Origin of the sequence: Microbacterium radiodurans (assembly GCF_008710705.1) — a bacterium.
Taxonomy (GTDB): Bacteria; Actinomycetota; Actinomycetes; order Actinomycetales; family Microbacteriaceae; genus Microbacterium; species Microbacterium radiodurans.
On sequence record NZ_VYRZ01000003.1, the window covers coordinates 347,143 to 369,827 of the forward strand.

The following is a 22,685-nucleotide window of genomic DNA, read 5'->3' on the forward strand; positions in this document are numbered from 1 at the left end:
GATCGCTAGCGCCGGGGGATCCGCAGAATGCGAGATCTCCGCAGAACGCGAGATCCCCGCAGCAGGGCGGGGCCGCGCGGGTGCGGCAGCGTCCCGACCCCGTCAGACCGCGGCGACCCGGCCGGCCTCGATGCGGATCGTGCGGTCGACGAGCGCTGCGGGGACGCGCACGTGCGAGATGAGGACGACGGTTCGCCCGGCGGCCGCTCCCAGCAGGTCGCGCAGCAGCAGATCGGATGCCGCGGGGTCGACCCCCGCGGTCGGCTCGTCGAGCACCAGCACGGGGAAGTCGTGCAGCAGCGCGCGCGCGAGCGCGATGCGCTGCGCCTGACCGCCCGAGACGAGCGCGCCGCGCTCGCCGACCCGGGCGTCGAGCCCGCCGCGCTCGCGCAGCCAGGGGCCGAGACCTACGCGCTCGAGCGCCGCCTCGAGCTCGGCGTCGGTGGCGGTGTCGCGCGCGAACAGCAGGTTCTGGCGGATGTCCTCGTCGAAGAGCATCGGCCGCTGCTCGCACAGGCCGACGGTCAGGCGCAGGTCGTCGGGCGCGAGCGAGCCGACCGCCCGCCCGCCGATCTCGTACGTGCCCGTGACATCGAGGAAGCGGACGAGGGCGTGCGCGAGCGTCGATTTGCCCGCACCGCTGGAGCCGACCACGAGCAGACGCTCGCCCGCGCGGACGTCGAGGTCGATGTCGGACAGGGCCGGTCGGTCCGCTCCCGGCCAGGTCACGCTCGCACCGCGCAGCCGCAGGCCCTCTCCGAGATCCGGTGCGACCCCCGTCGGCTCCGGCGCGTCGTGGACGAGCCCGTCGGGCACGGCATCGGGGACGGTCTCGGCGATCCGCCGGGCAGACCCGCGGACGGTGCGCCACGAGGCGGCGGCGAGCGGAACGCTCGAGAAGACCTCGAACACCGCCATCGGAACGAGGACGACCACCGCGAGCCAGGGGCCGCCGAGGGTCGCCACCTGCGGCGCAGCGACGGCGACGGCGAGGATCGAGGCGGCACCGGCGGCGAGCGAGACGATCGCGGCTGTGCCCGCCTGCGACCCGGCGCGGCGGACGACGGCGCGTCGCAGCATCCGATCGGCCGTCGCGATCCGGTCGCGGCTGGCCGCTTCGGCCCCGTAGGCGACGAGCACGTCGAGACTGCCGAGGTGGTCGGTCACGGCGTCGGCGAGGCGTGCGCGCAGCGGTGCGACCGTGCGCTCGGCCCGCGCCCCCGACGCCCAGCCCCAGAAGGTCGCGACGACGGCCGCGACGGCCAGGCACAGCAGCAGGGTGAGGCCCGCGACGGGGGAGACGATCGCGACGAAGACGACGGATGCCGCGGCCACCGTCGCCGACGCGACGAGCGGCTCGACGACCCGCAGCGGCAGGTTCTGCAGCTCGTCCACGTCGTCGACGAGGGCCGACAGCGCCGAGCCCCGACGCACCCGGCCGAGCCCGTCGGGCGCGAGTGGAATGAGGCGGCGCACCAGGTCGGTGCGCGTCGTCGCGAGTTGGCGGAGGGCGGCGTCGTGGGCGGTGAGCCGCTCGAGGTAGCGGAACGCGGCTCGGGAGATCGCGAAGGCGCGGACGCCGACCACGGCCGCCATGACGTACATGACGGCGGGCTGCTCGCTCGCGCGGACGATCAGCCAGGCGCTGCACGCCAGCAGGGCCACGGCCGACAGCTCCGTCGCGAAGCCCGTCGCCAGCGCCGTCCAGAATCGGCGAAGCGGCGGCATCGCGCCGCGCAGCACGTCGGTCGTCGTCGTCATGCCGTCACCTCCCGCGCGGGCGCGATCTCGACGATCGCATCGGCGATCGCGCGGGCGCTCTCGCGGTGCGAGATCAGCAGCACCGTGGCGCCGCCGTCGGCGAGGTCGCGAAGACTCGTCCAGAGCACGGCTTCGGTCTCGGCGTCGAGCGCAGCGCTCGGCTCGTCGAGCGCGAGGACGGATGCGGCGCCCGAGAGGTGCCGGTGGATCGCGCGGGCGACGGCGACCCGCTGCGCCTGACCGCCCGACAGACCCGAGCCGAGCACACCGAGGCTCGTCGCCGGATCGATGCCCGCGGCCCCCGCGGCCGCGAGCGCGCGGCGGACCGCCGCCGGATCCGCGTCCGCGTCGCCCTCGGCCTGTCCGCCGCCGAGCGCGACGTTCTCGGCCACCGTGCCCGTGATGAGCCCCGGGGCCTGACCGGCCCACGCGAGCCAGCGCGCAGCGGGCGGCAGCGGCTCACCGCCGAGCGTGAGCTCGCCCTCGACGGATGCCGCGCCTCGCAGCGCCGCGAAGACGCTCGACTTGCCGGCGCCGCTCGGCCCCGCGAGCAGCGTCACGGTACCGGGTGCCGCGTCGAACGAGACGGGCGCGAGCAGGCTGTCGCCGCGCCGGACGCGGACGTCGCGCGCCCGGAGGAGGCCGCCCGCCGGGCGCGCGGCCGCGGCATCCGTGCGGGTGTCGGATTCGGGGGCCGTCGCGGCGGCGTCGAGCACCTCGAAGACGTCGTCGGTCGCCGCGACGCCCTCGGCGGCGGCGTGGAACTGCACGCCGACCTGTCGGAGGGGCAGGTAGGCCTCGGGCGCGAGGAGCAGGACGAAGAGCCCGACGGCGAGGCCGAGGTCGCCGTCGATCAGGCGGAAGCCGATCGAGACCGCGACGATCGCGACGGAGATCGAGGCGAGGAACTCGAGGGCGAATCCCGACAGGAACGACACGCGGAGGACGCGCATCGTCTCGACCCGGTAGCGCTCGGTCATGGTCGCGATTGACCCGGCGGCTCGGTGCTGGCGTCCGAACACGGTCAGGGTCGAGAGTCCGCGCACGGTGTCGGCGAAGCGGGCGGCGAGCTGACGCAGGGTCTGCCACTGCTGGCGCTGCACGGTACGGGTGGCCAGCCCGATCAGAACCATGAAGAGCGGAATGAGGGGCATCGTCAGAAGCACCGTGAGTCCCGAGACCCAGTCGTTCCACCAGATGACCGCGATGAGGATCGGCGTCGCGACGGCGGTGAGGACGAGCTGCGGCAGGTACCGGCCGAAGTACGCATCGAGCGCGTCGAGCCCGCGTCCGGCGGTGACGGCGAGCTGCGCGGTGTTGCGGGTCTCGAGCCAGCCCGGGCCGAGGCGCCCGAGCGCCGCGATGAGTCCCGCCCGCAGTTCGCCGCGCACCCGCGCGGCGGCGCGCGCCGACAGCGACTCGCGCAGCCACAGCAGTCCGGCGCGGGCGGCGACGGTGGCACCGAGGGCGGCGAGCACGCCGGCGAGGTCGGCGGGCGGCATCCGCTCGATCGCGCCGACGACGGCGCGGGTGAGGAGCCACGAGAAGGCGACGACGACGAGCGTCTGGGCGGCGCCGATCGCCGCGAGTGCGACGAAGAAGGCGCGCGAGCCGCGGGCGTAGCGGAGCAGTCGTGGATCCACCGGCCGGCCGCTGCGGCGCGCCGGCGCCTCGGGCCCGTCCATAGTCACCTCTCGATCCTGCCTTACCCGCCGGACGGCGCGTCGCGTCGCGGTGGGACCGGCGGGCAGCTCAGTGCGCGACGAGGTCGGCCTCCTCGATCCGCGCACGGGTGACCCGCTTGCGGAACACCCAGTACGTCCAGCCCTGATAGAGCAGGATCATCGGCAGGAAGATCACCGCGGCCCAGGTCATGATGGTCAGCGTGTAGTCGGTCGACGACGCGTTCTCGATCGTGAGGTTCCACGCCGGGTCGCTCGAGGACGGCATGACGTTCGGGAAGAGGGCGAACCAGAGCGTCAGGACGGCGAAGAGCACCGTGCCGGCGCCGAAGGCGAAGGCCCATCCCTCGCGGTCCCGCAGGTTCGCGCCGACCGAGCCGATGAGCAGCACAGCGGCCATCGTCGCCGCGGTCGCCACGAGACCGACGAGCGGCGCGCCCCGTTCGAGCGCCGACAGCACGGTCCAGGCGAGGAAGACCGCCGCCGCAACCACCGTGAGGAGTCCCGATCGGGTCGCGAGGCGGCGCGCGTCGGCGCGCACCTGTCCGTCGGTCTTGAGTGCGACGAAGTACACCCCGTGCGTGAAGAACAGCAGCAGAGTCACGACGCCGCCGAGCAGGCCGTACGGGTTGAGGAGCGTCAGCAGGGTGCCGGTGAACTCCTTGTCGGCGTCGATGGGAACGCCCTGCACGATGTTCGCCAGCGCGACCCCCCACAGGAAGGCGGGGACGGCGGAGCCCCAGACGATCATGGCGTCGAAGCGCGCGCGCCATCTCGGGTCGTCGCGCTGGTGGCGGTACTCGAACGAGACGCCGCGGAGGATGAGCGCGATGAGGATGAGCAGCAGCGGCAGGTAGAAGCCGCTGAAGAGGGTCGCGTACCACTCCGGGAAGGCGGCGAACAGACACGCGCCCGCGACGATGACCCATGTCTCGTTGAGGTCCCAGACCGGGCCGATCGTGTTGATGATCTGGCGCCGTGAGACGTTGTCCTTGCCGAGGAAGGGCAGCGACATGCCGACGCCGAAGTCGAATCCGTCGAGGACGAAGTAGCCGACGAAGAAGACGCCGACGATGAAGAACCAGACGTACGCGAGATCCATGGTCGCCTCCTCAGTAGACGGTGGTGGTCAGGGCCGGGGCGCCGGACTCGTCCGAGCCCGGTTCGGGGAGCGGATCGGGGCCCTTCTGCGCGGCCTTGCGGATGAGGCCGAACTCCACCACCGCGAGCGAGGCGTACACCGCCGTGAAGGCGAGGAGCGAGACCAGCACCGTCCACCCCGGGACATTCGGCGAGACGCCGTCCTCGGTGAGCATGAGGCTGAACACGATCCAGGGCTGACGGCCCATCTCGGTGAAGATCCAGCCGACGAGGCTGCCGAGGAGGGGGAGGGGCGCCGACCAGATGGCGACCTTCCACATCCAGCGGGCGACCGGGCGGGTGGCCTTGGCGCGCGTGACCCACAGGCCGGCGACCGAGATGAGCGCCGCGATGCCGCCGAGACCGATCATCCAGCGGAAGGACCAGTAGGTCACCCAGACGATCGGGCGGTAGTCGACGCCCGCCCCGAAGGTCTCGGTGTACTGCGCCTGCAGGTCGTTCAGGCCCTCGACGCAGCCGTCGAAGCTGTGGGTCGAGAGGAACGAGAGCAGGTAGGGCACGCGCAGCGACCAGATCTCCTCGGTGCCGTCGGGGGTGCCGAGGGAGAAGATCGAGAACGACGCGTCGGCCCCGCAGGCGCTGTTCCACATCGCCTCGGCGGCCGCCATCTTCATCGGCTGGGTGGCGACCATGACGAGGCTCAGCTGGTCGCCCGAGATCGCGACGCCGACGAAGGAGACGATCATGCCCCACATGCCGAAGCGGAGGGCGGGCCGCATCGTGTCGAGGTGCTGCGCCCGCGAGATGTGCCACGCGGCGACGGCGATGACGACGGCGGCCGAGAACATCCAGGCCGCGAAGATCGTGTGCGGGAAGGCGGCGAGCACGATCGGATTCGTCAGCACCGCGCCGAAGTCGATGAGCTCCGCGCGCCCGCCGTCGCCGGCGAGCTGGTAGCCGACGGGATTCTGCATGAAGGCGTTGGCGGCGAGGATGAAGTATGCCGACAGGGTCGAGCCGAGCACCACCATCCAGATCGAGAACAGGTGCACGAGGCGGGGGAGCTTGTCCCAGCCGAAGATCCACAGCCCGATGAAGGTGGCCTCGAAGAAGAAGGCCATGAGACCTTCGAAAGCCAGGGGTGCGCCGAAGATGTCGCCGACGAAGCGCGAGTAGGCGGACCAGTTCATGCCGAATTGGAACTCCTGCACGATGCCGGTGACCACGCCCATCGCGAAGTTGATCAGGAGCATCTTCCCGAACAGCCGCGTGAGGTGCAGCCACTTCACGTCTCCGGTGCGGTGCCACACGGTCTGGAAGATGGCGACCACGAGCGCCATTCCGAGCGTGAGCGGCACGAAGAGGTAGTGGTACAGCGTCGTCAGTCCGAACTGCCAGCGGGCGAGGAGCAGCGGATCGAGGAAGTCCATCGGGCGGTGCCTTTCGGGAGGCGGCTTTCGTCAGCCTGAAGGTAGCGAGCGGCCTGATTCGGCATGGTGATCAGCCGCCGGGAATAATCGTAGAGCGTGGTCAGACCACATGCAAGGTGTGATCAGACCACACGCCGACGACGCGACGTGTTTTCCCCGGCCCTCACCCCCGCAGGGCCGGTTACGCTCGGAGCATGACGCTGCCGCTGGTGGACCGGTTCGCGCGAGTCCACCGGGATCTGCGCGTCTCGCTCACCGACCGCTGTTCGCTCCGCTGCACCTACTGCATGCCCGAGCAGGGGAACGAGTGGCTCGCACGCCAGAGCATCCTCACGGTCGACGAGATCCTCGAGATCGCCACCGTCGCGGCGGCCGCCGGCATCACGACCTTCCGACTCACCGGCGGCGAGCCGCTGCTGCGCACCGACATCGTCGAGATCGTCCGGCGCCTCGCGGCGCTCGAATCGCCCGCGGGCCCGGTCGAGATCGCGATGACGACCAACGGCATCCGACTGCCCGAGGTGCTGCCCGACCTCGTGGACGCCGGCCTTCGCCGTCTCAACATCTCGCTCGACACGCTCGATCGTGAGCGCTTCCGAGCCCTCACGCGGCGCGATCGGCTCGACGATGTGCTCGCCGGCGTCCGTGCGGCTCAGGAATCGGGTCTCCGCCCGCTCAAGATCAACGCGGTGGCGATGCGGGGCGTCAACGACGACGAGCTCGCCGACCTGGTCGCGTTCGCCGTGGCGCACGACGCGCAGATGCGCTTCATCGAGCAGATGCCGCTCGATGCGGGGCACACGTGGGATCGTTCGACGATGGTCACGCGCGAAGAGATCCTCGAGGCTCTCGGACGCCGGTGGCACCTCGAGCCGGTCCCCGGTCGCGGCGGAGCGCCGGCCGAACGCTGGCGTCTGGACGGCGGCGAGCACACCGTCGGCGTCATCGCGTCGGTCACGGCGCCCTTCTGCGGTGCGTGCGACCGGATGCGGCTCACGGCCGACGGCCAGCTGCGCAACTGCCTCTTCTCGATCGACGAGTACGACCTGCTCCCGGTGATGCGGGCCGACGTGGCGCCGGCGGACCGCGCGTCCGACATCGACCGCGTGCTCCGCAACTGCATCGCGGGCAAGAAGGCCGGGCACGCGATCGACGACCCCGGCTTCCTGCAGCCGGCGCGCGGCATGAACGCCATCGGCGGCTGACCCGGGTCAGACGGCGCGGGCGGCGGGGCGGGCGCGGCGCGCGGGGACGGTGACGGCGAGGAGTCCGGATGCCGCGGCCGCGGCGGCCGCGATGCCGAAGGTCGCGGCGGGCCCGACGGCCGGCAGGGCGGCACCGAGGAGGGCCGCCCCGGCGGCCTGCCCCGCCATGAACACCACGAACAGCAAGGCCGTGCCGGCCGCAGCGTGGTCGGGAGCGATCCGTGCGGTCCAGGCGATGAGGGCTCCCGTCGCCGCGACGTACCCCCAGCCGAAGAGCGCGCACGCGGCGAGGGCGGCCACGGGATGGATGGCGGCGACGCCCAGCAGCGCGGTCGCGGCCGCCGCGACGAGCGTCGTCAGCAGCCAGAGCCGCGGGGGAGCAAGGGGCGCCGTCGGGCGGCCGGTGAGGATGACGGCGGCGCCGCCGCATCCGAGCGCGATCCACCCGAGGAGCGAATGATCGCCCCCGGTCGCCGCCTCGGTCATGAGCGAGCGGCCGTAGGTCCAGACGGCGGCGGCCCCGATTCCGAACAGGGCCGCGGCCGCAGCGGCGTGCAGGTGCGCCGACCACCACGGGGCCGGGGGCAGTCGCGCAGCGGTGGAGGATGCGGCATCCCGGGTCCGTGGCTCGCCCTGCTCGGGTCGTGATCGACGATCGAGCACGAGGACGCTCGCGGCGGAGAGTGCGGTCGCCCCGGCGGCGATCATCCATGCTGCGCGCCACTGCTCGGCCGTCGCCGCCGCGATGAGGGCGGCGATCGCGAGGCCGGGGCCGGTGCCGGCATTGACCGCCGCCTGCGCGCGATCGACCGCGCCCGAGCGGACGCCGCGCTGCACGATGCGCACGAGCGCGGGGGAGGCGAGGCCGGCGCCGGCCGAGCTGAGCGCGCACGCGGCGGCGAGGATGCCGGCGTGCGCGGCGAAGGCGATGCCGATGGCCCCGCCGCCGGCCGTCACGATGGCGGCGACGACGAGCGCGCGGGGGTGACGGGTGCTCGCGAAGAATCCGATAACCGCGGCCGCCCCGTAGACGATCGAGCCGGCCGCCGAGATGAGGCCTGCCGCGGCGCTGTCGATCGCGAGGTCGGCGCTCATCGCCGGCAGGTGCAGGCCGAAGGCGAGGCGCACGAGCCCGTAGGTCGCGGCGATGAGCGCTGCGCCGGCGGCCACGAGGGCGATCTCCGAGCGGGCGATGACGACTCCTCGAATGAAAACGATCGTTTCTGTTTTATCGAGCATAGAGTGCTGGACATGGGTTTGCGCGCGGGCACGGAGGAACGGATCCTCGACGCGGCCGAGGACCTGTTCTTCACGCGCGGGATCTCCGCGACTCCGATCGACGCCGTGATCGCGCGGGCAGGGGTGTCGGCGGCGACGCTCTACCGCGGCTTCGCGAGCAAGGAGGCGCTCCTCGCCGCGGCGCTCGAGCGGCGCCAGGCCGCGTGGATCGATGTCTGGGACGACGCGATCGCGCGCCACGACGACCCCGTCGAGCAGCTGCTGGCGGTCTTCGACGCCCTCGAACGGTTCCGCGATAAGCCGCAGGGCTCGCGCTGGTGCGCGTTCCTCGGATCGGCGGCGGAGTACGCCGACGCGCCGGCGGAGGTCGCCGCCGCTGTCCGCGCCGACACCGACGCGATGCGCTCGCGGCTGCGCCGGCTCGCTGCCCCGGTGGCGTCCGCGCGTGCGGAGGAGCTCGCAGAGCAGCTGCTGCTCGTCGTGACCGGCGACCTCGCGATGCGTCTCCGCGAACCGGGGCGCGAGTCCGGCGCGGAGTCGTCGCGCGGCACGGCGGACGCCCGCGCGATCGCCGCGCTGCTCGTCGCCGCCGCGCGCTGACCTCGCTCGCGCCCCGACGCCCTGGCATCCGCGAAACGTCACTCTCGCGCCGAGAGAGCGGGTTCGCCCCGCGGTCTCGGCGCGAAACTGCTGTCTCGCGGTCAGGGGACGGGTGGGAGGGGGTCAGTCGTGCGTGACGGCGGCGTGCAGCAGCTGGATGATGCACACCGACGGATCGCAGGAGGAGCGCATGCCGTCCACCGCGAGCGGCCCGCCGGCCGCGGTCAGCACGCCCTGGAGCAGGCTCAGATGCACGCCGCAGAGGACCTCGCGATGACCCGCCTGCGCGGTCGCGTGCGCGCACGGGGTGAGATCGACCGTCAGTGACCGCTCGTCGATGACCGGGTCGAATCCTTCGTCCTCGAGCTCCTCGACGAGCGCATCGATCTGGTGCAGCGCCCGGGTCTCGAGCACATCCGGCGCGTCGAGGGTGAGGACCCGGCGCATGAGATCGCCGCGGGCGGCGGCATCGCGAACCTTTCGACGCTGCACCGCGCTGCTCGTCGCGTCGCCGTCGGCCGCGCTGTAGAGGACGCGCGGCCGGCCGCGCGTGGTGCGATGCTCCTTCTCCGACACGATGACGCCGTCGGAGATGAGGCGCGCAAGGTGCTCGCGAATGGTGTTGGGATGCAGCTCGGTCGCCTCCTGCAGCTCGGCGACGGTGCGTCGGGGCTGCTCCTGGATGAGGTGGAGGATCTCGACGCGGGAGTAGCTCGAGATGGCGCTGTATCCGACCGTTGCGGTGCTCATGGCTTCATTAAACACGGAAATCGGCTGTGGTCATACCACAGATGTGGCATGTTCCCCCGCGATGTCGGATGCCGGACGAGAAGGAACCTCGGAAGACGTGGCGAACCTCGGAGCCTGCGGTGAAGCAGGCTCCGAGGTCCGCGCGATCCTCCGAGATCCGTCCGGTCGGGAGGCTCCGGTCAGCGCACGGTCACCACGAGGGGCGTGCTCGCGGTTGTGCCGACCGCGTTCGTGAACTCCACGACGTAGCGGTACTGCCCCGGCGCCTTGCCCGTCACCGCGAGGGTCGCTGCCTGGGCACGGGGGCTCGCCGCGACCAGCTCGTCCGCCGCCACCTCGACGCCGTTCTCGAGGAAGCGGTACGACGTGGCATTAGTGCCCCACCACATGTCGGCGCGCACGGTGTAGGTCCCGTCGCCGTCCCAATTGTCGTGCGCGAGCACCGGCGCGCCGGGGGAGGCGTCGGTCACGGTCACCGTCAGGGGCGCCGTCGCCGTCGTACCGCGTGAGTTCACGAGCTCGCCCGTGAATCGGTAGGTGCCGTTCGGGAGCCCCGCGATGTCGACGATCGCCTGCTGCGCGCTCGGGCCGCCGGCGATCTGCAGCGGAACCGACCCGACCAGCTCGCCGTCGCGGAACAGCTTGAACAGCGAGCCGTTCTGACCCCACCACAGGTTCATCGTGACCCGGAACGTGCCGTCCTTCAGGCCCGTGTCCCAGCCGTCGTCGGAGCTCAGCACCGCCTTGCCGGGTACCGAGCGGGCGTCGTCGGCCGGCACCTCGGGCAGGGCGAGACGCACCGTGGCTCGCTCGCTCTCGGCATCGGCGTCGAAGGAGACGACCGAGACGTCGTACGCGCCGCCGGCGGTCAGTTCCGTCAGCTCGCACGCGGTGACATCCGACGCCACCTCGCACACCGGCTCGGTGGCATCGCCCACGAAGACGCGGAATCCGTCGTACCGGATGCCGGCACCCGCCGGCGCCTGCCACGACACCGTCGCGGTCGTCGTCGACGTCGCCTCGGCCCTGACGCCGGTCGGCGCGCCCGGCGCCGTGACGTCCGCGATGGCGATCCAGCTGAGCACGGGGTCGGCGCTGCCGTCGCCGCGCGCGGCCCGGAAGTCGACGACGGTCTCCTCGTCGAGCGTGAACGCGATCGTCGACGTGCCCTGGGGCGTCGACCCCGACAGGTTCACGGGGTCGCCGGCGATCCGCTCGCCGCCGATCTCGACGCTCGGTGCGACCTGGCGGGTCACGCTCCACCACTCCTGGTAGCCGCTCGTCAGCTCGTACGAGCCCGCCGGGAGGGTGAAGCCGTAGTCGACCGATCCGCCCGAGCTCGCCCACCATCCGGTGGTGCGGCTCTTGTCGTAGACGCCGGTGCCGCGGGCGCGGAGGCCGACGTGGTTCTCGCCCGACCCGATCGGATTGCGGAGCCCCCACCCGGTCTCCTCGCTGAAGACCTGATCGGGGACGTCGCCGATGAGCGCGTCGCCGCGGAGCGCGGCGACGGCGTCGAAGGCGGGGGATGCGCCCGGCGCCTCCGGGTCGGCGACGCCCTGCGTGGATGCCGCGTCCACGAAGGCCACGACGCCGTCCGGAATGACCTCGAGCTGGAGCGTCACCGGTGTCTGGCCGGCGCGACCCGCGACCGCAACGACCGCGTACGGCGTCTCGGTGGCCGGCGTCTCCTGCCACTGAACCGGGACCTCCTGCGTCGCACCGCTGCGCGTCGCGAGCTCGACGGTGCCGGGCAGCTCGAGCTCCTCGCCCGCCACGACGGCGATGCGGTAGTCGGGCAGTGCCAGGTAGGCGACCTCGACCAGGGCGTCGATCGCCGCGCGGAGCGCCGCAGTCGCGGCATCCACCTGCTCCTGGGTCGCCGACGGGTCGTCGTGCACGGCCTTGGCGGCGAGGCCCTCGTCGCGCAGCGCCTGCCAGGTCTCGGGTGTGTACGCCTGCCGCGGCGCGGTCGTCGCCTCGGCCAGCGCCGCGGCGAGCCCGGTGCGGTCGGCGGTCTCGGCGTGATCGGAGATGCCGATCCAGCTGAGCGCCGGGGCCTCGGTGCCGCCGGTGCCGGCGATGCGCACCGTCACCTCGGTCGCTGCGTCGAGGGTGAATCCGCCGCGCAGCACCGCGGTCTGACCGATGCTGCCGTTGGCGAAGGTGTGCGTGCCCACGGGCACCCGCACGGTCTCGCCGCCGGCGGTGTACTCGACCGTCCCCGTGACGACGCGGCTGCGCCCCGAGCCCGGGTTCCACCACTCGGTGTGACCGGTCGCGATGTCGTACTCGCCGGCATCCAGCGCGAAGCGGTAGACGAGAGGAGTCCCGGCATTCGCGCTGTACCAGCCGGTTTCACGCGTCTTGTCGTACGGCGTCTGGTTCAGGCGGCCCTTCGCCGAGGCCGATCCGACACGACCCCACCCGGCGCTCGCCGAGTAGGCGGCGTCGGCGGCGGTGTTGCGCAGGGCGTCGGCTGCGGCATCCCGCACGGCGGGGTACGACGGAGCATCGGCGGGCGCGTTGGCGTCGACGAAGTAGCGGATGCCGGCGGGCACCACCTCGACGTAGGCGCTGACGGCCAGCGACGGGTTGTCGCGGAACACGCCGTCGACCTTCACGAGGTCGTACGCGGTTCCGAACTGGGCAGGGGTCGTGCTCCACGTCACCGGAGCGTCGATCTCGCCGCCGGCCTCGCTGCGGGCGCGGACGGTCTCGGGAAGCCCCGGCACCGCGGCGGGGACGGTCGTCAGGCGCGGAAGCGCCGTCAGGACCTCGACCGGTCGCAGCTCGGGATCGGCCGTGCCGCCGCTCGAGCCGCCGACGAGCAGGTCGATGCTGTCGAGGCTGAACGTTCCCGAGACGACCTGCACCGTCACGCGGTGCGGGCCGTCCTCGAGCCCGCGCACCCACGCCGAGGTCTGCCGGTTGCCGATGCCCGAGACGGTGACGGTGCGCGCCGGCTGGTCGTCGACGGTGATCGAGAGGACCGAGGCGCCGGTCGCGCCGTTGAGGTTGAATCCGGTGCCGTCGAGGTCGAAGGCGAAGGAGCGGCCCGCCGCGACGACGTGCTGCGTGCGGTTGTAGTGCGCGTAGCCGGCCTGCGTGAACGAGAAGCCCTGCGGGTACGAGATGCGCGCATCGGCGTCGTCGACCTTCACGGCGTGCCACGACAGATCCTCGATCGGGGTGATCGCGAGGTCGTCGAACTGCGTGTTGTAGTAGCCGCTCACGATCGAGACGCGTCCGGCCATCGTCGGGTTCGGTGTCGTGTCGGCGTAGGTGCCGAGCTGCTGGCCGTCGAGACGGACGGTGATGACGTTCTCGCGCGCCTCGACCTCGAGTTCGTGCCAGGCGTCGGCATCGAACATGAAGACGGTGCCGGTCGCGACGTTCTGACCGAGCTTGCGCAGCTCCCACGTTCCGTCGGCGTGCACGCGGGCGGTGTAGGTCGCGAGGTCGGCGCCGGTGCCCTCGGTGGTCGTCTGGCGCACGCCGAGGCCGGCGAAGTTCGCCAGCGACGCGTCGCGGACGACGCCGTCGAGGCGGAAGTCGATCTTCGCGGTGTAGTTCGTCCAGGTGTGGTCACCGAGCACGGTCGCGGGCGTCGTGGTCGAGGGGTTCCGCTGCGAGCCGTCACCCCACACGTTCCAGGTGTAGCCGCGGTTGTCGGCGTGGATCGCCTGATGCATCACGTTGCCGGCATCCGTGCCGATGACCTCGAAGGCGCCGTTCTGGTCGGCGGTGTAGCGGGGCGACCCGCCCCGGCGGGTGACGTAGTCCATCGGGACGCCGCCGACGTCCTGAACGGCGTAGTCGGCGTACTCGAAGTCGTCGGTGTAGGGGAGCGGCAGGACGTCGTCGGTCACCGTGGCGGCGTACTGGCCGCTTTCGTAGTCGGTCGCGGCGTCATGGATGCCGTGCTGCTGCGTCGCGAGCGTGAGGATCGAGTACGGCTGCACCTGCACCCGGTAGACGTCGTACTCCACCCCGTCCGTCGTCTCGGTGCGCACCGGGACGACCTTTCCGGTGTTCTGGAACCAGTCCGCGTCGAACGCGTCGCCGGCATCCGGTCCCGTGGTCTCCCACACGTACAGCGGGGTGTCCTCGTCGGTGTCGAGGTTCGCGACCTTGACCTCGAAGTTGCGGACGCGCGAGGTGTTGTTGGCGTGCACCTGGCTGAATTCGAGGTTCTCACCGGCGGCCACGTCGGCCTCCGGTGTGCGCAGGGTCAGCGCCGTGCGGGTCGAGGTGTCGACGACGGTTCCGCCGTCGCCCTTCTGCCCGTCACCGCCCGACGCGCCCTCGATGTACTCCCAGCCCTCCTCGATGAACTGCGTGAAGTGGCGGACGAGCGCAATGCCGACGCCGCCCTCGTAGTAGCCCGACCACGGGTCGGAGGCGCGGATGAGGTGCTTGGGGGAGTACTGCGAGCCCTCGTAGAGCGCGCTGACGGCGGGCTGGAAGAGGAAGGTCGTCATGTGGCCCGGGTCGGCGCTCGACCCGCTCCAGCGGTAGGCGTTGATGAACCGGTCGGCGATGTCGACCGCGCCGACCGTGCCGCCGATGCCTCCGCGCGCGGGGTCGGCCTGCACGCGGTACTCGGGATCAATCATCGGCGCGACGCCCTCGGAATAGAGCACCTCCATCCCGAACTCCTTGTTCAGGCGGGTGAGCGCCGGGTCGCCGGCGATGTCGTAGTGGTAGCCGATCGCGTCGACCTGCTCGAGCGCCTCGGGGCTGGCGAGGATCGCACGCGAGACCTGGCCGACGTTCCGGTAGGAGTCGAGCGCGACGATCTTGATCTTCGAGTAGTCGTAGCGCGCGCCCTCGGCCCGAGCGTCCGCCTCGAGGCGCTTCGCGAAGTCGACGGTCCAGGCGAGCTCGGAGCCGATGTAGTTCGCGTGGACCTCGTTCTGCGACGGACTCAGGTAGTCGAACTCGACACCGTAGGTGTCGTAGGCGGCGTCGATGGTCTCCTTGTACCACTGGTAGCGGAGGTCGGGCTGCGCCTTCGTCCACGACGGCTCGCCCCAGCGGAGCGCCTCGACCTCGATGTCCGGGTTGATCGACTGCGCGTCGGCGATGAAGTGGAAGCCGGCGCCGCGCAGCACGTTGGCGGGTTCGTCGGCGGAACGCTTCGTGGCGGGTTCGGTGCCCGACGAGGTGTTGTTGTCGGCGCCGAGCTCCACCTTGATGTGCTTCAGTCCCGCACCCTCCACCGGGTCGAACAGCATGCGCAGGATGCGCCAGTAGACATCCGGGTTCTCCTCCTTGTAGTCGAGGAGGAGGTTCGAGGTGTTGTTGCACGACACCGAGCCGAAGCCGCCGAACGTGTTGAAGGGCGAGCCGGCGGCGTCGCGCTCGACGTCCTCGCCGTTCACGAGCAGCTCGGCCCATTCGGCGACGTCGTCGTAAGTGAGCGTCGGCAACTCGGCGGCGTCGGCGTCCGCTGCGACGGTGTTCGCCGTGGTGCCGTTCGCGGTCGACGGGGGGAGGGGTGCGGCGCTCGCCGCGGTTGCCGGGACGACCAGGCCGGTCGTCGCGATGAGAGCGGCGGCGACGGGCGCGAACGCCCGAGCCCATGACATCTTTGCCATCGGTGGATTCCTCGTCAGTGAAGGTCCAGTGGGGGGTTGATCCGAGGGAACCACCGGCAGCCCCATCGCGCGAGCAGAACGAACACGATCGAACACACTCGAATCCGAACGATCGATACAGTGGATGCCGTGGATGAGCCGACGACGGCAGGTTTCGCGGTCTCGCGCCGCGAGCGCATCCTCGATGAGCTCCGCTCGGCCGGCTCGGTGCGGGTGGCGGATCTCGCCGTTCGACTCGGGGTCGCCGAGCTCACCATCCGCCGCGACATCGGGTACCTCGCCGACCGCGGGCTGCTGACACGCGTGCACGGCGGCGCGACGTTGCGCAGTCGCCTGGACACCTCCGTGCCGCTCGGCGTCGGCGGCATCCGTCCGCCGCTGTTCCGCGTCGGGATGGTCGTGCCGTCGCTGACCTACTACTGGCCGCAGATCGTCATCGGCGCGCGGGCGGCAGCGACCGACGGCGGCGTGCAGCTCGTGCTGCGCGGGGCCAGCTACTCGGTCGACGACCAGCGCCGGCAGATTTCCTCGCTGCTGGAGTCGGGAACGCTCCACGGACTGATCGTCGCCCCCGAGGTCGCGGGCGCCGACGGCGCGGCGCTCCTCCACTGGCTCGACGCGCTGCCGATCCCCGTGGTGCTCGCCGAGCGTTCGGCGCCGTCGGACCTGACTCTTACGCGGCTGGAATCGGTCACGACCGACCACGTGTTCGGGGGCTCGCTCGCGGCGGCGCACCTCTCGGCGCGCGGGCACGTCCGGGTCGGGTTCGTCGCCTCGGCGGGGTCACCCACCTCGCCGCGACTGCGACGCGGCTGGCGACGGGCGGTCGAGGACGACGGCCTCGTGCCGACGATCGACCGCGACATCTCGCTCGACGATCTGGATGCCGCGGCCCGCGAGAGGGCGGTGTCGGATCTGCTCGCCGAGTGCCGCGTCACCGGCACGACGGCGCTGCTGGTCCACTCCGACCCGCAGGCGGTGCTGCTGCAGCAGCAGGCGCGGGACGTCGGCTGGGCGATGCCCGACGACCTCGCGATCGTCGCTTACGACGACGAGGTCGCCGCGAGCGCGGAGCCGGCCATCACCGCGCTGCGCCCGCCCAAGCAGCACATCGGACGCCTGGCCGTCGAGACGCTCATCGCCCGGCTCGTCGATGGACCGAAGCGGCCGGTGCAGCGCACCCATGTGCTGCCGACCCTGCACGCGCGGGAGTCCACCGCGCTCGACCGGCGGCGCTGACAGGGGACCCCGCGGATGCCTGCTGAGAACGAGGAGAGCCGATGGACTCCGAGCCGATGACGCCGGACGAGCTGCGCGCGCGCATGGCGCAGTTGGAAGAGGAGCGGCGACAGCTCTACACGGGCGACGCAGCTGGTCTCTCCTACGCGCAGAACTGGTCTCACCTGCGGCGCGAGGAGATCGATGGTGAGCTGGCTCGCATCCGGGCCGAGCTGGGTCTCCCCGCCGCGGAGAGGCCGTCGCGCGGGACGGCGGGCGGGTGGATCGCGCTAGTCGCCGCGATCGTGCTCATCACGGTCGCCGTCGGTCTCTGGCGGCCCTGATCCGCGGCGAGCCTCCGCCGCTGACGGGGGGCGCGGCATCCGGCATCCGTCGGCGGAGGATCACACCGATCTCGGACGATATCCGTGGAATCGTCCGAGATCAGCGCGATCGTCCGAGAATCGCGACCGTCACCGGGCCGAGCGGATGCCGCGGCTCAGGCCTCGGGCGTCCACTCCGAGATGCGCGTGAGCTCGGCCACCTCGTCGGCGGTGAGCTCGACGCGGCCGCCGTCGAGGAGGCCCTGCACCTGATCCACGCGCGACGCGCTCGCGATCGGGGCGACGACGGTCGGCTGGGCGCGGAGCCAGGCCAGGGCGGTCGCGGCGATCGAGACGTCGTGCGCGGCGCCGATGCGCTCGAGGGCGTCGACGATGCGGAGGCCCTGCGGGGTGGCGTACACCGCGGCGCCCTCGGCTCGCGGGGAGCTCTGGCCGGCGGCATCCGTCGACCGGTACTTTCCGGTGAGGAAGCCCTTCGCGAGGGCGAAGTAGGGAACGAGGCTCAGGTTCTCGCGCTCGGCGAGCGGGGCGATCGAGCCCTCGACGTCGTTGCGGTGCACGAGGTTGTAGTGCGGCTGGATGGCGACGGGGCGGGCGACGCCGGTCTCGTCGGCGATGCGGAGCCACTCCTGGATGCGCTCGGCGCTGTAGTTCGACACGGCGACGTGCCGCACGAGGCCGTCGCTCACGAGCTTTCCGAAGGCGCCGACGGTCTCGTCGAGCGGCGTCTCCTCGTCGTCGAAGTGCGCGTAGTAGAGGTCGATCGCATCGACGCCCAGGCGCTCGAGCGAGGCCTCGGCGGCGGCGCGCACGTTCGATGCCGACAGGCCGCGGAATTCCGGGTGCTGGCTGACCTTCGTCGCCACGACGACCTCGGGGCGGTTTCGTGCGGCGAGCCACTCGCCGATGATGCGCTCGCTGTCGCCGCCGCTGTTGCCCGGCACCCAGGCGCTGTACGAGTCGGCGGTGTCGACGAAGTCGCCGCCGCCCTCGACGAACGCGTCGAGGATCGCGAAGGAGGCGTCGCGGTCGGCGGTCCAGCCGAACACGTTGCCGCCCAGCGAGAGCGGGAAGACGGACAGGTCGCTGTTGCCGATAGTGCTCATGGAGTGTGCAAGCCGCGCCGCCCGGCGGGTATTCCGGCTCAGGGGCGGCGGGGTGGCACGGCGGCGGCGCACCGACTCCTCAGAACGGGGCCCGCGACGGGTTGCCGTCGACTCTCGGGGCGAGTAGTCGGCGGGATCTGAGGAGTCGGCGCGATGCGCGGGCGCAGCCGTCTCAGCGCGTGCGGGTCGAGCCGCGGCGCGAGACGGCGACGTAGATGCCGAGCACGATGATGGCGCCGATGATCGAGCCGATGATGCCGGAGGGCTGCAGGAAACCGCCCTCGGGGCTGTGGTTGAAGATGAGGAACCCGAGGAACCCGCCGACGAACGAGCCGACGATGCCGAGCACGATGGTCATCAGGATGCCGATGTTCTGCTTGCCGGGGATGACGGCGCGCGCGATGAAGCCGGCGATGAGTCCGACGAGGATGAGGCCGAGGATCGTCCAGAGCATGGTGCTTCTTCTTTCTTCGCTGGAACAGGTGCTGTGGGCACCCGGGGCGAAGAAGACGGTATGGCCCCGCCCACGGAATCCCCGCCGCTCTACCGCCCGCGCCCGCCGTGGTAGTACCCTTGCGGGCTCTCCGATGCATGCTCGCGCGGATGGCGTCAGGCGAGCGCCTCGCGGAGGGCGCCGATCCAGGACTCGACGGCGTCGAGGTGCGCGTCGTGACTTCCCTCGGGGAGGATCAGGATGCGGGTGGCCGGGCGTCGCGCGGCGAGTTCGGCCTGCTGCTCGGCCGAGAACATGCCGCGGGCGGCGAAGACGACGGTCGTCGGCACGGCGAGACTCTCCCATTCCGCCCATCGAGGCTCGTGCACCGCGGTGATCGAGGCTTGCATGACGTCCGCGTCGAAGCGGGGCCAAAGCCCCGACGGCGTCTGTTCGAGGTCGGCGATCCAGGCCTCACTGAGCGGCGAGTCGCCGAGGAACGCCCGCGCGGTGGCGACGTCGGCGAAGGGGAGCGGCCACGAGGCGAAGAAGGCGCCGAGATCGGCGGCATCCTGTGGATCGGAGCTTCCGGCCGGGTGCCCCTCCAGCATGACGAGCAGGCTGACCAGGTCGGGACGCCGGCTCGCGAGGAGAAACGCGGTGTGCGCGCCCATCGACTGCCCGACCAGCGCCACGCGCTCGCCCGGCGCGAACCGCTCGATCACGGTGACGGCATCCGCCACGAAGGCGTTGCGGGAGAGGTCGTCGGGTCGCCGCGTGCTGTGGCCATGACCGCGCTGGTCGAGGAGCAGCACCCGGTGCCGGTCGACGAGTGCCTCCGCCGTGGGCATGAGCTCCCGCGAGCTTCCCGCCAACCCGTGCAGCAACAGCACAGCGGGACCTGACCCTCCCGCGTCCGTCACCGCGAGCGAGGCGCCGTCACGGTCGATGATCGTGCGGCGGCGTTGCGTCATCCGTCCATTGTCGGGGCGCGGAGCCCGGCACGTCGACGCGAGTTACGACCAGCGGAGGGGAGTGATCTCGCCGGTCTCCCAGTCGCGGCGGAGGATGCTGTAAGCCACCGACCCCAGCGGCTCGGACCCCTCGACGGGCCATCCCTGGCGGTAGTAGGCCTCCTGCACCCAGCCGCACGCATCGAAGACGCGGCGCATCGCGCGATTGTCCTCGCGGGTCTGCCCCTCGAAGCGGTCGACCTCGGGCATGGTCGTGAACACGTGGTCGGCCGCCGTCACCAGCGCGCCTTTCGCGAGGCCGCGACCCCGCCAGGCCGACGCGAGACGCAGGTCGAACAGCGGTGCGCCGTCGCTGATCTCCTCGAGGCGGAAGAACCCGATGCGGCCGTGCACCCCGTGGTCGATCCAGAAGGAGTCGTTGTCCTCGTCGCGGTACCGCCCCGCGCCGATGCCCTCCTCGACCTGCTCGCGCGTCGGCCGGGTTCCGACGTGGAACGGGAACACCTCGCCGGTCATGAAGGCGATCAGTTCTTCGCGGTCGGCTCCCACCGGGTCGATACGGACGAGATCGATGGTCATGGCGGCGCCTTCGCTTCCGTGGGAGTCGGCGCCGCGGCTGCGACGCCTCACGCGCTCAGCGAGCAGCGCTCGTGCTCAACGCTAACGGCCGTGAGCCCCGCGCTCAGACGGCGGCGGTCGCCGGCTGCCAGCCGAGCGCGGGCGCGACGTGCGTCGCGAACGACTCGACGATGCGCAGGTTGAAATCCACGCCGAGCTGCGAGGGGATCGTCAGCATCAGAGTGTCGGCGCTCATGACGGCGGCGTCCTGCAGCAGCTGTTCGACGAGCACGTCCGGCGCTGCGGCATACGTCTTGCCGAAGGTCGAGCGCATGCCGTCGATGTAGCCGATGCCGTCCTGCTCGTTGCCGCCGCCGAAGTAGAGCTCGTCCTCGGCCGTGGTGATCGGGAAGATGCTGCGGCTGACCGACACGCGCGGCTCGCCGGTGTGACCGGCCTCGCGCCAGGCGGCGCGGAACGCGTCGATCTGCTGGGCCTGCAGGATGTCGAAGGGCGTGCCGTCGGCCTCGGTGAGCAGCGTCGACGACATGAGGTTGACGCCTCGGCGCCCCGCCCAGGCGGCGGTGTCGCTGTTGCCGGCGCCCCACCAGATGCGCGAGCGCAGACCGGGGGACTGCGGCTCGATCCGCTGGCGTCCGTGCCCACCGCCGAACGGGCTGTTCGGGTCGCGGTCGGCGAGGCCCTCGCCCTCGATCGCACGCAGGAACGTGTCGAAGTGCTCGCGGGCGATGTCGGCACCGCGCGGGTCCTGCGAGCCGGTGTAGCCGAACGCCTCGTAGCCGTTCACGACGGTCTCGGGTGAACCGCGGCTGACGCCGAGGGCGAGTCGCCCGTCGGAGATGAGATCGACCGCCGCGGCCTCCTCGGCGAGGTAGAGCGGGTTCTCGTAGCGCATGTCGATGACGCCGGTGCCGATCTCGATGTTCTTCGTGGTCGCGGCGATGGCGGCCAGCAGCGGCATGGGGGACGCCTGCTGGCGTGCGAAGTGGTGCACGCGGAAGTACGCACCGACGGCGCCGAGGTCGTCCATGCCCTGCGCGAGATCGATCGCCTGGCGCAGGGAGTCTCCGGCGGTCAGCTCCCGGCCGCCGCCGAGAGGACCGTAGTGACCGAACGAGAGAGTGCCGAAACGCTGCATGTCAACCCGCAACGACGACGGCCCTTTCGGCATTCCCTCGTGCGTAGGCTGGCCCGAACCGACCCCGGGAGGTGTCATGGTCCAGGTCCGCGTCCTGGGTGTCGCGCTCGATCCCGCTCAGCAGCACGTCATCCTTCTCAAGCCCGTCGACGACCTGTCCGACACCGTCCTGCCCGTCTGGATCGGGTCGCAGGAGGCGACGTCGATCCTCGTCGCGATCGAGGGCGTGACGCCGCCCCGGCCGCTCGCGCACGACCTCATGGTGTCGCTTCTCGAGGCCACCGACTCGGCCGTCGACCGCGTGGAGGTCACGCGCATCGAGGACGGCACGTTCTACGCCGAGATCACGGTGTCGGCCCTGACCGGCTCGCGCGTCGTCGATGCACGACCGTCGGATGCCGTCGCGCTCGCCTCGCGCGCCGGAGCTCCGATCTTCGTCGCCGACGACGTGCTCGCCGAGGCCGGCATCCCCGACACCGTCTCGGAGGCGCCCGAGGGTGCGGAGACCCCGGAGGCGGCCGAGCAGCGGGTCGCCGAGTTCCGCGAGTTCCTCGAGGACATCGACCCCGACGATTTCCGCGGCTGACCTCCCGTCACCCGCGCCACCGACCGACGACCCATTCCCCGACGAAAGGAACCCCCATGTCCCGCATCCTGCTCATCGGCGGCCACGGAAAAGTCGCGCTCCTGCTCGAGCCGATCCTCGCCGAGCGCGGCGACACCGTCACCGCCGTCATCCGCAACCGCGACCACGAGGACGATGTGGCGTCGACCGGCGCGACGCCCCTCGTCGCCGACGTGCAGAGCTTCGACACCGATCAGCTTGCGAACCTCGTCAGCGGCAACGACGCGGTGGTCTGGGCGGCAGGCGCGGGCGGCGGGGACCCCGAGCGCACCTGGGCCGTCGACCGCGACGCCGCGATCCGCTCGATCGACGCGGCGGTGGCCGCCGGCGTGAAGCGGTACGTGATGGTGTCGTACTTCGGTGCCGGCATGGATCACGGCGTGCCCGAGGACGATTCGTTCTACGCCTACGCCGAGGCGAAGGCCGAAGCCGACCAGCACCTGCGCGAGAGCGGCCTCGACTGGACCATCGTGGCGCCGAGCGCGCTCACCCTCGACGAGCCGACCGGTGCCATCGCCGTCGGCGGTTCCGGGAAGGAGTCGGTCGCCCGCGCGGACGTTGCCGCCGTCATCGCGGCCGTCCTGGCCGAGCCGTCGACCGTCGGCCGGATGATCGAGTTCACGAGCGGCCAGACTCCGATCGCGGAGGCTGTCGCGGCCTCCTGAGACTCGACCGAGTCGTCGCCTCCGTCGATTTGCACGCCCGGCGACCACCGCTCGGCGTACCGAACTCAGGAGATATCGACGCCCGGCCGGCCGGCATCCGCGTATCCGCGGGGCCCGGTCGGCCGGGCGTCGCCGTTTCTCCTGAGTCCGGCACGGTCACGTCGCAGCAGAGGGCTGGGCGGGTGCCAGAAGCGGTAATTCCCGGTGACGTACACAGGATGTTGTTAGGGTT

At 71.6% G+C, this 22,685-nt stretch carries 18 protein-coding genes; 6 read left to right on the forward strand and 12 right to left on the reverse strand.

Going from position 1 to position 22,685, the window contains the following annotated elements:
- Positions 1 to 102: 102 nt before the first annotated feature.
- The 4 genes from cydC to F6B42_RS11905 all read right to left on the reverse strand — a co-directional run bounded on the left by cydC (position 103) and on the right by F6B42_RS11905 (position 5,974).
- The gene (gene cydC, locus F6B42_RS11890) at positions 103 to 1,761 is read right to left on the reverse strand and encodes a thiol reductant ABC exporter subunit CydC (protein WP_150419909.1); all 1,659 of its coding nucleotides are present in this window, start codon (positions 1,759 to 1,761) and stop codon (positions 103 to 105) included.
- Positions 1,758 to 3,446: a thiol reductant ABC exporter subunit CydD gene (gene cydD, locus F6B42_RS11895; RefSeq protein ID WP_150420271.1), complete on the reverse strand. Its 1,689-nt coding sequence runs from the start codon at positions 3,444 to 3,446 to the stop codon at positions 1,758 to 1,760. The genes cydC and cydD overlap by 4 nt, the downstream gene beginning before the upstream one ends.
- 67 nt (positions 3,447 to 3,513) lie before the next feature.
- The gene (gene cydB, locus F6B42_RS11900) at positions 3,514 to 4,545 is read right to left on the reverse strand and encodes a cytochrome d ubiquinol oxidase subunit II (protein WP_150419910.1); all 1,032 of its coding nucleotides are present in this window, start codon (positions 4,543 to 4,545) and stop codon (positions 3,514 to 3,516) included.
- 10 nt (positions 4,546 to 4,555) lie between these two features.
- Positions 4,556 to 5,974, reverse strand: coding sequence for a cytochrome ubiquinol oxidase subunit I (locus tag F6B42_RS11905; RefSeq protein WP_150419911.1), 1,419 nt, complete (start codon positions 5,972 to 5,974; stop codon positions 4,556 to 4,558).
- Between the two features lie 194 nt (positions 5,975 to 6,168).
- On the opposite strand from F6B42_RS11905, the gene moaA reads away from it, so the two are divergent.
- Positions 6,169 to 7,179, forward strand: coding sequence for a GTP 3',8-cyclase MoaA (moaA, locus tag F6B42_RS11910; RefSeq protein WP_150419912.1), 1,011 nt, complete (start codon positions 6,169 to 6,171; stop codon positions 7,177 to 7,179).
- A 6-nt stretch (positions 7,180 to 7,185) separates the two neighbouring features.
- Here moaA and F6B42_RS11915 read toward each other — a convergent pair whose 3' ends face one another.
- Positions 7,186 to 8,349 carry an MFS transporter gene (locus tag F6B42_RS11915; protein WP_191089352.1) on the reverse strand — a complete coding sequence of 388 codons (1,164 nt, stop codon included), beginning with the start codon at positions 8,347 to 8,349 and terminating at the stop codon, positions 7,186 to 7,188.
- Positions 8,350 to 8,430: 81 nt separating this feature from the next.
- Here F6B42_RS11915 and F6B42_RS11920 point away from each other — a divergent pair, with 81 nt between their 5' ends.
- Entirely contained in the window at positions 8,431 to 9,018 is a 588-nt protein-coding gene (locus F6B42_RS11920) for a TetR/AcrR family transcriptional regulator (protein WP_150419914.1), read from the forward strand.
- A 123-nt stretch (positions 9,019 to 9,141) separates the two neighbouring features.
- Here F6B42_RS11920 and F6B42_RS11925 read toward each other — a convergent pair whose 3' ends face one another.
- Entirely contained in the window at positions 9,142 to 9,768 is a 627-nt protein-coding gene (locus F6B42_RS11925) for a helix-turn-helix transcriptional regulator (protein WP_150419915.1), read from the reverse strand.
- A 179-nt stretch (positions 9,769 to 9,947) separates the two neighbouring features.
- Positions 9,948 to 15,371, reverse strand: coding sequence for a fibronectin type III domain-containing protein (locus tag F6B42_RS11930; protein WP_150419916.1), 5,424 nt, complete (start codon positions 15,369 to 15,371; stop codon positions 9,948 to 9,950).
- Between the two features lie 129 nt (positions 15,372 to 15,500).
- On the opposite strand from F6B42_RS11930, the gene F6B42_RS11935 reads away from it, so the two are divergent.
- Together F6B42_RS11935 and F6B42_RS11940 are read left to right on the forward strand one after the other, a co-directional pair.
- A complete protein-coding gene (locus F6B42_RS11935) occupies positions 15,501 to 16,610 on the forward strand; it encodes a substrate-binding domain-containing protein (protein WP_150419917.1) in 1,110 nt (369 codons plus the stop codon).
- Between the two features lie 41 nt (positions 16,611 to 16,651).
- Positions 16,652 to 16,933 (forward strand): hypothetical protein, encoded by a 282-nt coding sequence (locus F6B42_RS11940; protein WP_150419918.1) that lies wholly within the window; start codon positions 16,652 to 16,654, stop codon positions 16,931 to 16,933.
- A gap of 155 nt (positions 16,934 to 17,088) precedes the next feature.
- On the opposite strand, the gene F6B42_RS11945 is transcribed toward F6B42_RS11940, so the two are convergent.
- From F6B42_RS11945 to F6B42_RS11965, 5 genes are all read right to left on the reverse strand, one after another.
- Positions 17,089 to 18,039, reverse strand: a complete 951-nt coding sequence (locus F6B42_RS11945) for an aldo/keto reductase (RefSeq protein ID WP_150419919.1) — start codon at positions 18,037 to 18,039, stop codon at positions 17,089 to 17,091.
- A gap of 172 nt (positions 18,040 to 18,211) precedes the next feature.
- Complete coding sequence (locus F6B42_RS11950; RefSeq protein WP_023951967.1) at positions 18,212 to 18,493, reverse strand: GlsB/YeaQ/YmgE family stress response membrane protein; 282 nt, start codon at positions 18,491 to 18,493, stop codon at positions 18,212 to 18,214.
- Between the two features lie 155 nt (positions 18,494 to 18,648).
- Positions 18,649 to 19,446: an alpha/beta fold hydrolase gene (locus F6B42_RS11955; protein WP_150419920.1), complete on the reverse strand. Its 798-nt coding sequence runs from the start codon at positions 19,444 to 19,446 to the stop codon at positions 18,649 to 18,651.
- Between the two features lie 42 nt (positions 19,447 to 19,488).
- Positions 19,489 to 20,025 (reverse strand): GNAT family N-acetyltransferase, encoded by a 537-nt coding sequence (locus F6B42_RS11960; protein ID WP_150419921.1) that lies wholly within the window; start codon positions 20,023 to 20,025, stop codon positions 19,489 to 19,491.
- Positions 20,026 to 20,128: 103 nt separating this feature from the next.
- Positions 20,129 to 21,163 carry an LLM class flavin-dependent oxidoreductase gene (locus F6B42_RS11965; RefSeq protein WP_150419922.1) on the reverse strand — a complete coding sequence of 345 codons (1,035 nt, stop codon included), beginning with the start codon at positions 21,161 to 21,163 and terminating at the stop codon, positions 20,129 to 20,131.
- A gap of 76 nt (positions 21,164 to 21,239) precedes the next feature.
- On the opposite strand from F6B42_RS11965, the gene F6B42_RS11970 reads away from it, so the two are divergent.
- Positions 21,240 to 21,749, forward strand: a complete 510-nt coding sequence (locus F6B42_RS11970) for a bifunctional nuclease family protein (RefSeq protein WP_150419923.1) — start codon at positions 21,240 to 21,242, stop codon at positions 21,747 to 21,749.
- Between the two features lie 56 nt (positions 21,750 to 21,805).
- Positions 21,806 to 22,453: an NAD(P)H-binding protein gene (locus F6B42_RS11975; protein WP_150419924.1), complete on the forward strand. Its 648-nt coding sequence runs from the start codon at positions 21,806 to 21,808 to the stop codon at positions 22,451 to 22,453.
- Positions 22,454 to 22,685 lie beyond the last annotated feature (232 nt).

Bases quoted from the DNA above. Each gene is read 5' to 3' on its own strand.
- cydB (WP_150419910.1), bottom strand. From the start codon at position 4,545: ATGGATCTCGCGTACGTCTGGTTCTTCATCGTCGGCGTCTTCTTCGTC.
- F6B42_RS11965 (WP_150419922.1), bottom strand. From the start codon at position 21,163: ATGCAGCGTTTCGGCACTCTCTCGTTCGGTCACTACGGTCCTCTCGGC.
- F6B42_RS11925 (WP_150419915.1), bottom strand. From the start codon at position 9,768: ATGAGCACCGCAACGGTCGGATACAGCGCCATCTCGAGCTACTCCCGC.
- F6B42_RS11940 (WP_150419918.1), top strand. From the start codon at position 16,652: ATGGACTCCGAGCCGATGACGCCGGACGAGCTGCGCGCGCGCATGGCG.
- F6B42_RS11960 (WP_150419921.1), bottom strand. From the start codon at position 20,025: ATGACCATCGATCTCGTCCGTATCGACCCGGTGGGAGCCGACCGCGAA.
- cydD (WP_150420271.1), bottom strand. From the start codon at position 3,446: ATGGACGGGCCCGAGGCGCCGGCGCGCCGCAGCGGCCGGCCGGTGGAT.
- cydC (WP_150419909.1), bottom strand. From the start codon at position 1,761: ATGACGACGACGACCGACGTGCTGCGCGGCGCGATGCCGCCGCTTCGC.
- F6B42_RS11945 (WP_150419919.1), bottom strand. From the start codon at position 18,039: ATGAGCACTATCGGCAACAGCGACCTGTCCGTCTTCCCGCTCTCGCTG.
- F6B42_RS11950 (WP_023951967.1), bottom strand. From the start codon at position 18,493: ATGCTCTGGACGATCCTCGGCCTCATCCTCGTCGGACTCATCGCCGGC.
- F6B42_RS11920 (WP_150419914.1), top strand. From the start codon at position 8,431: ATGGGTTTGCGCGCGGGCACGGAGGAACGGATCCTCGACGCGGCCGAG.
- F6B42_RS11970 (WP_150419923.1), top strand. From the start codon at position 21,240: ATGGTCCAGGTCCGCGTCCTGGGTGTCGCGCTCGATCCCGCTCAGCAG.
- F6B42_RS11975 (WP_150419924.1), top strand. From the start codon at position 21,806: ATGTCCCGCATCCTGCTCATCGGCGGCCACGGAAAAGTCGCGCTCCTG.
- F6B42_RS11905 (WP_150419911.1), bottom strand. From the start codon at position 5,974: ATGGACTTCCTCGATCCGCTGCTCCTCGCCCGCTGGCAGTTCGGACTG.
- F6B42_RS11955 (WP_150419920.1), bottom strand. From the start codon at position 19,446: ATGACGCAACGCCGCCGCACGATCATCGACCGTGACGGCGCCTCGCTC.
- moaA (WP_150419912.1), top strand. From the start codon at position 6,169: ATGACGCTGCCGCTGGTGGACCGGTTCGCGCGAGTCCACCGGGATCTG.
- F6B42_RS11930 (WP_150419916.1), bottom strand. From the start codon at position 15,371: ATGGCAAAGATGTCATGGGCTCGGGCGTTCGCGCCCGTCGCCGCCGCT.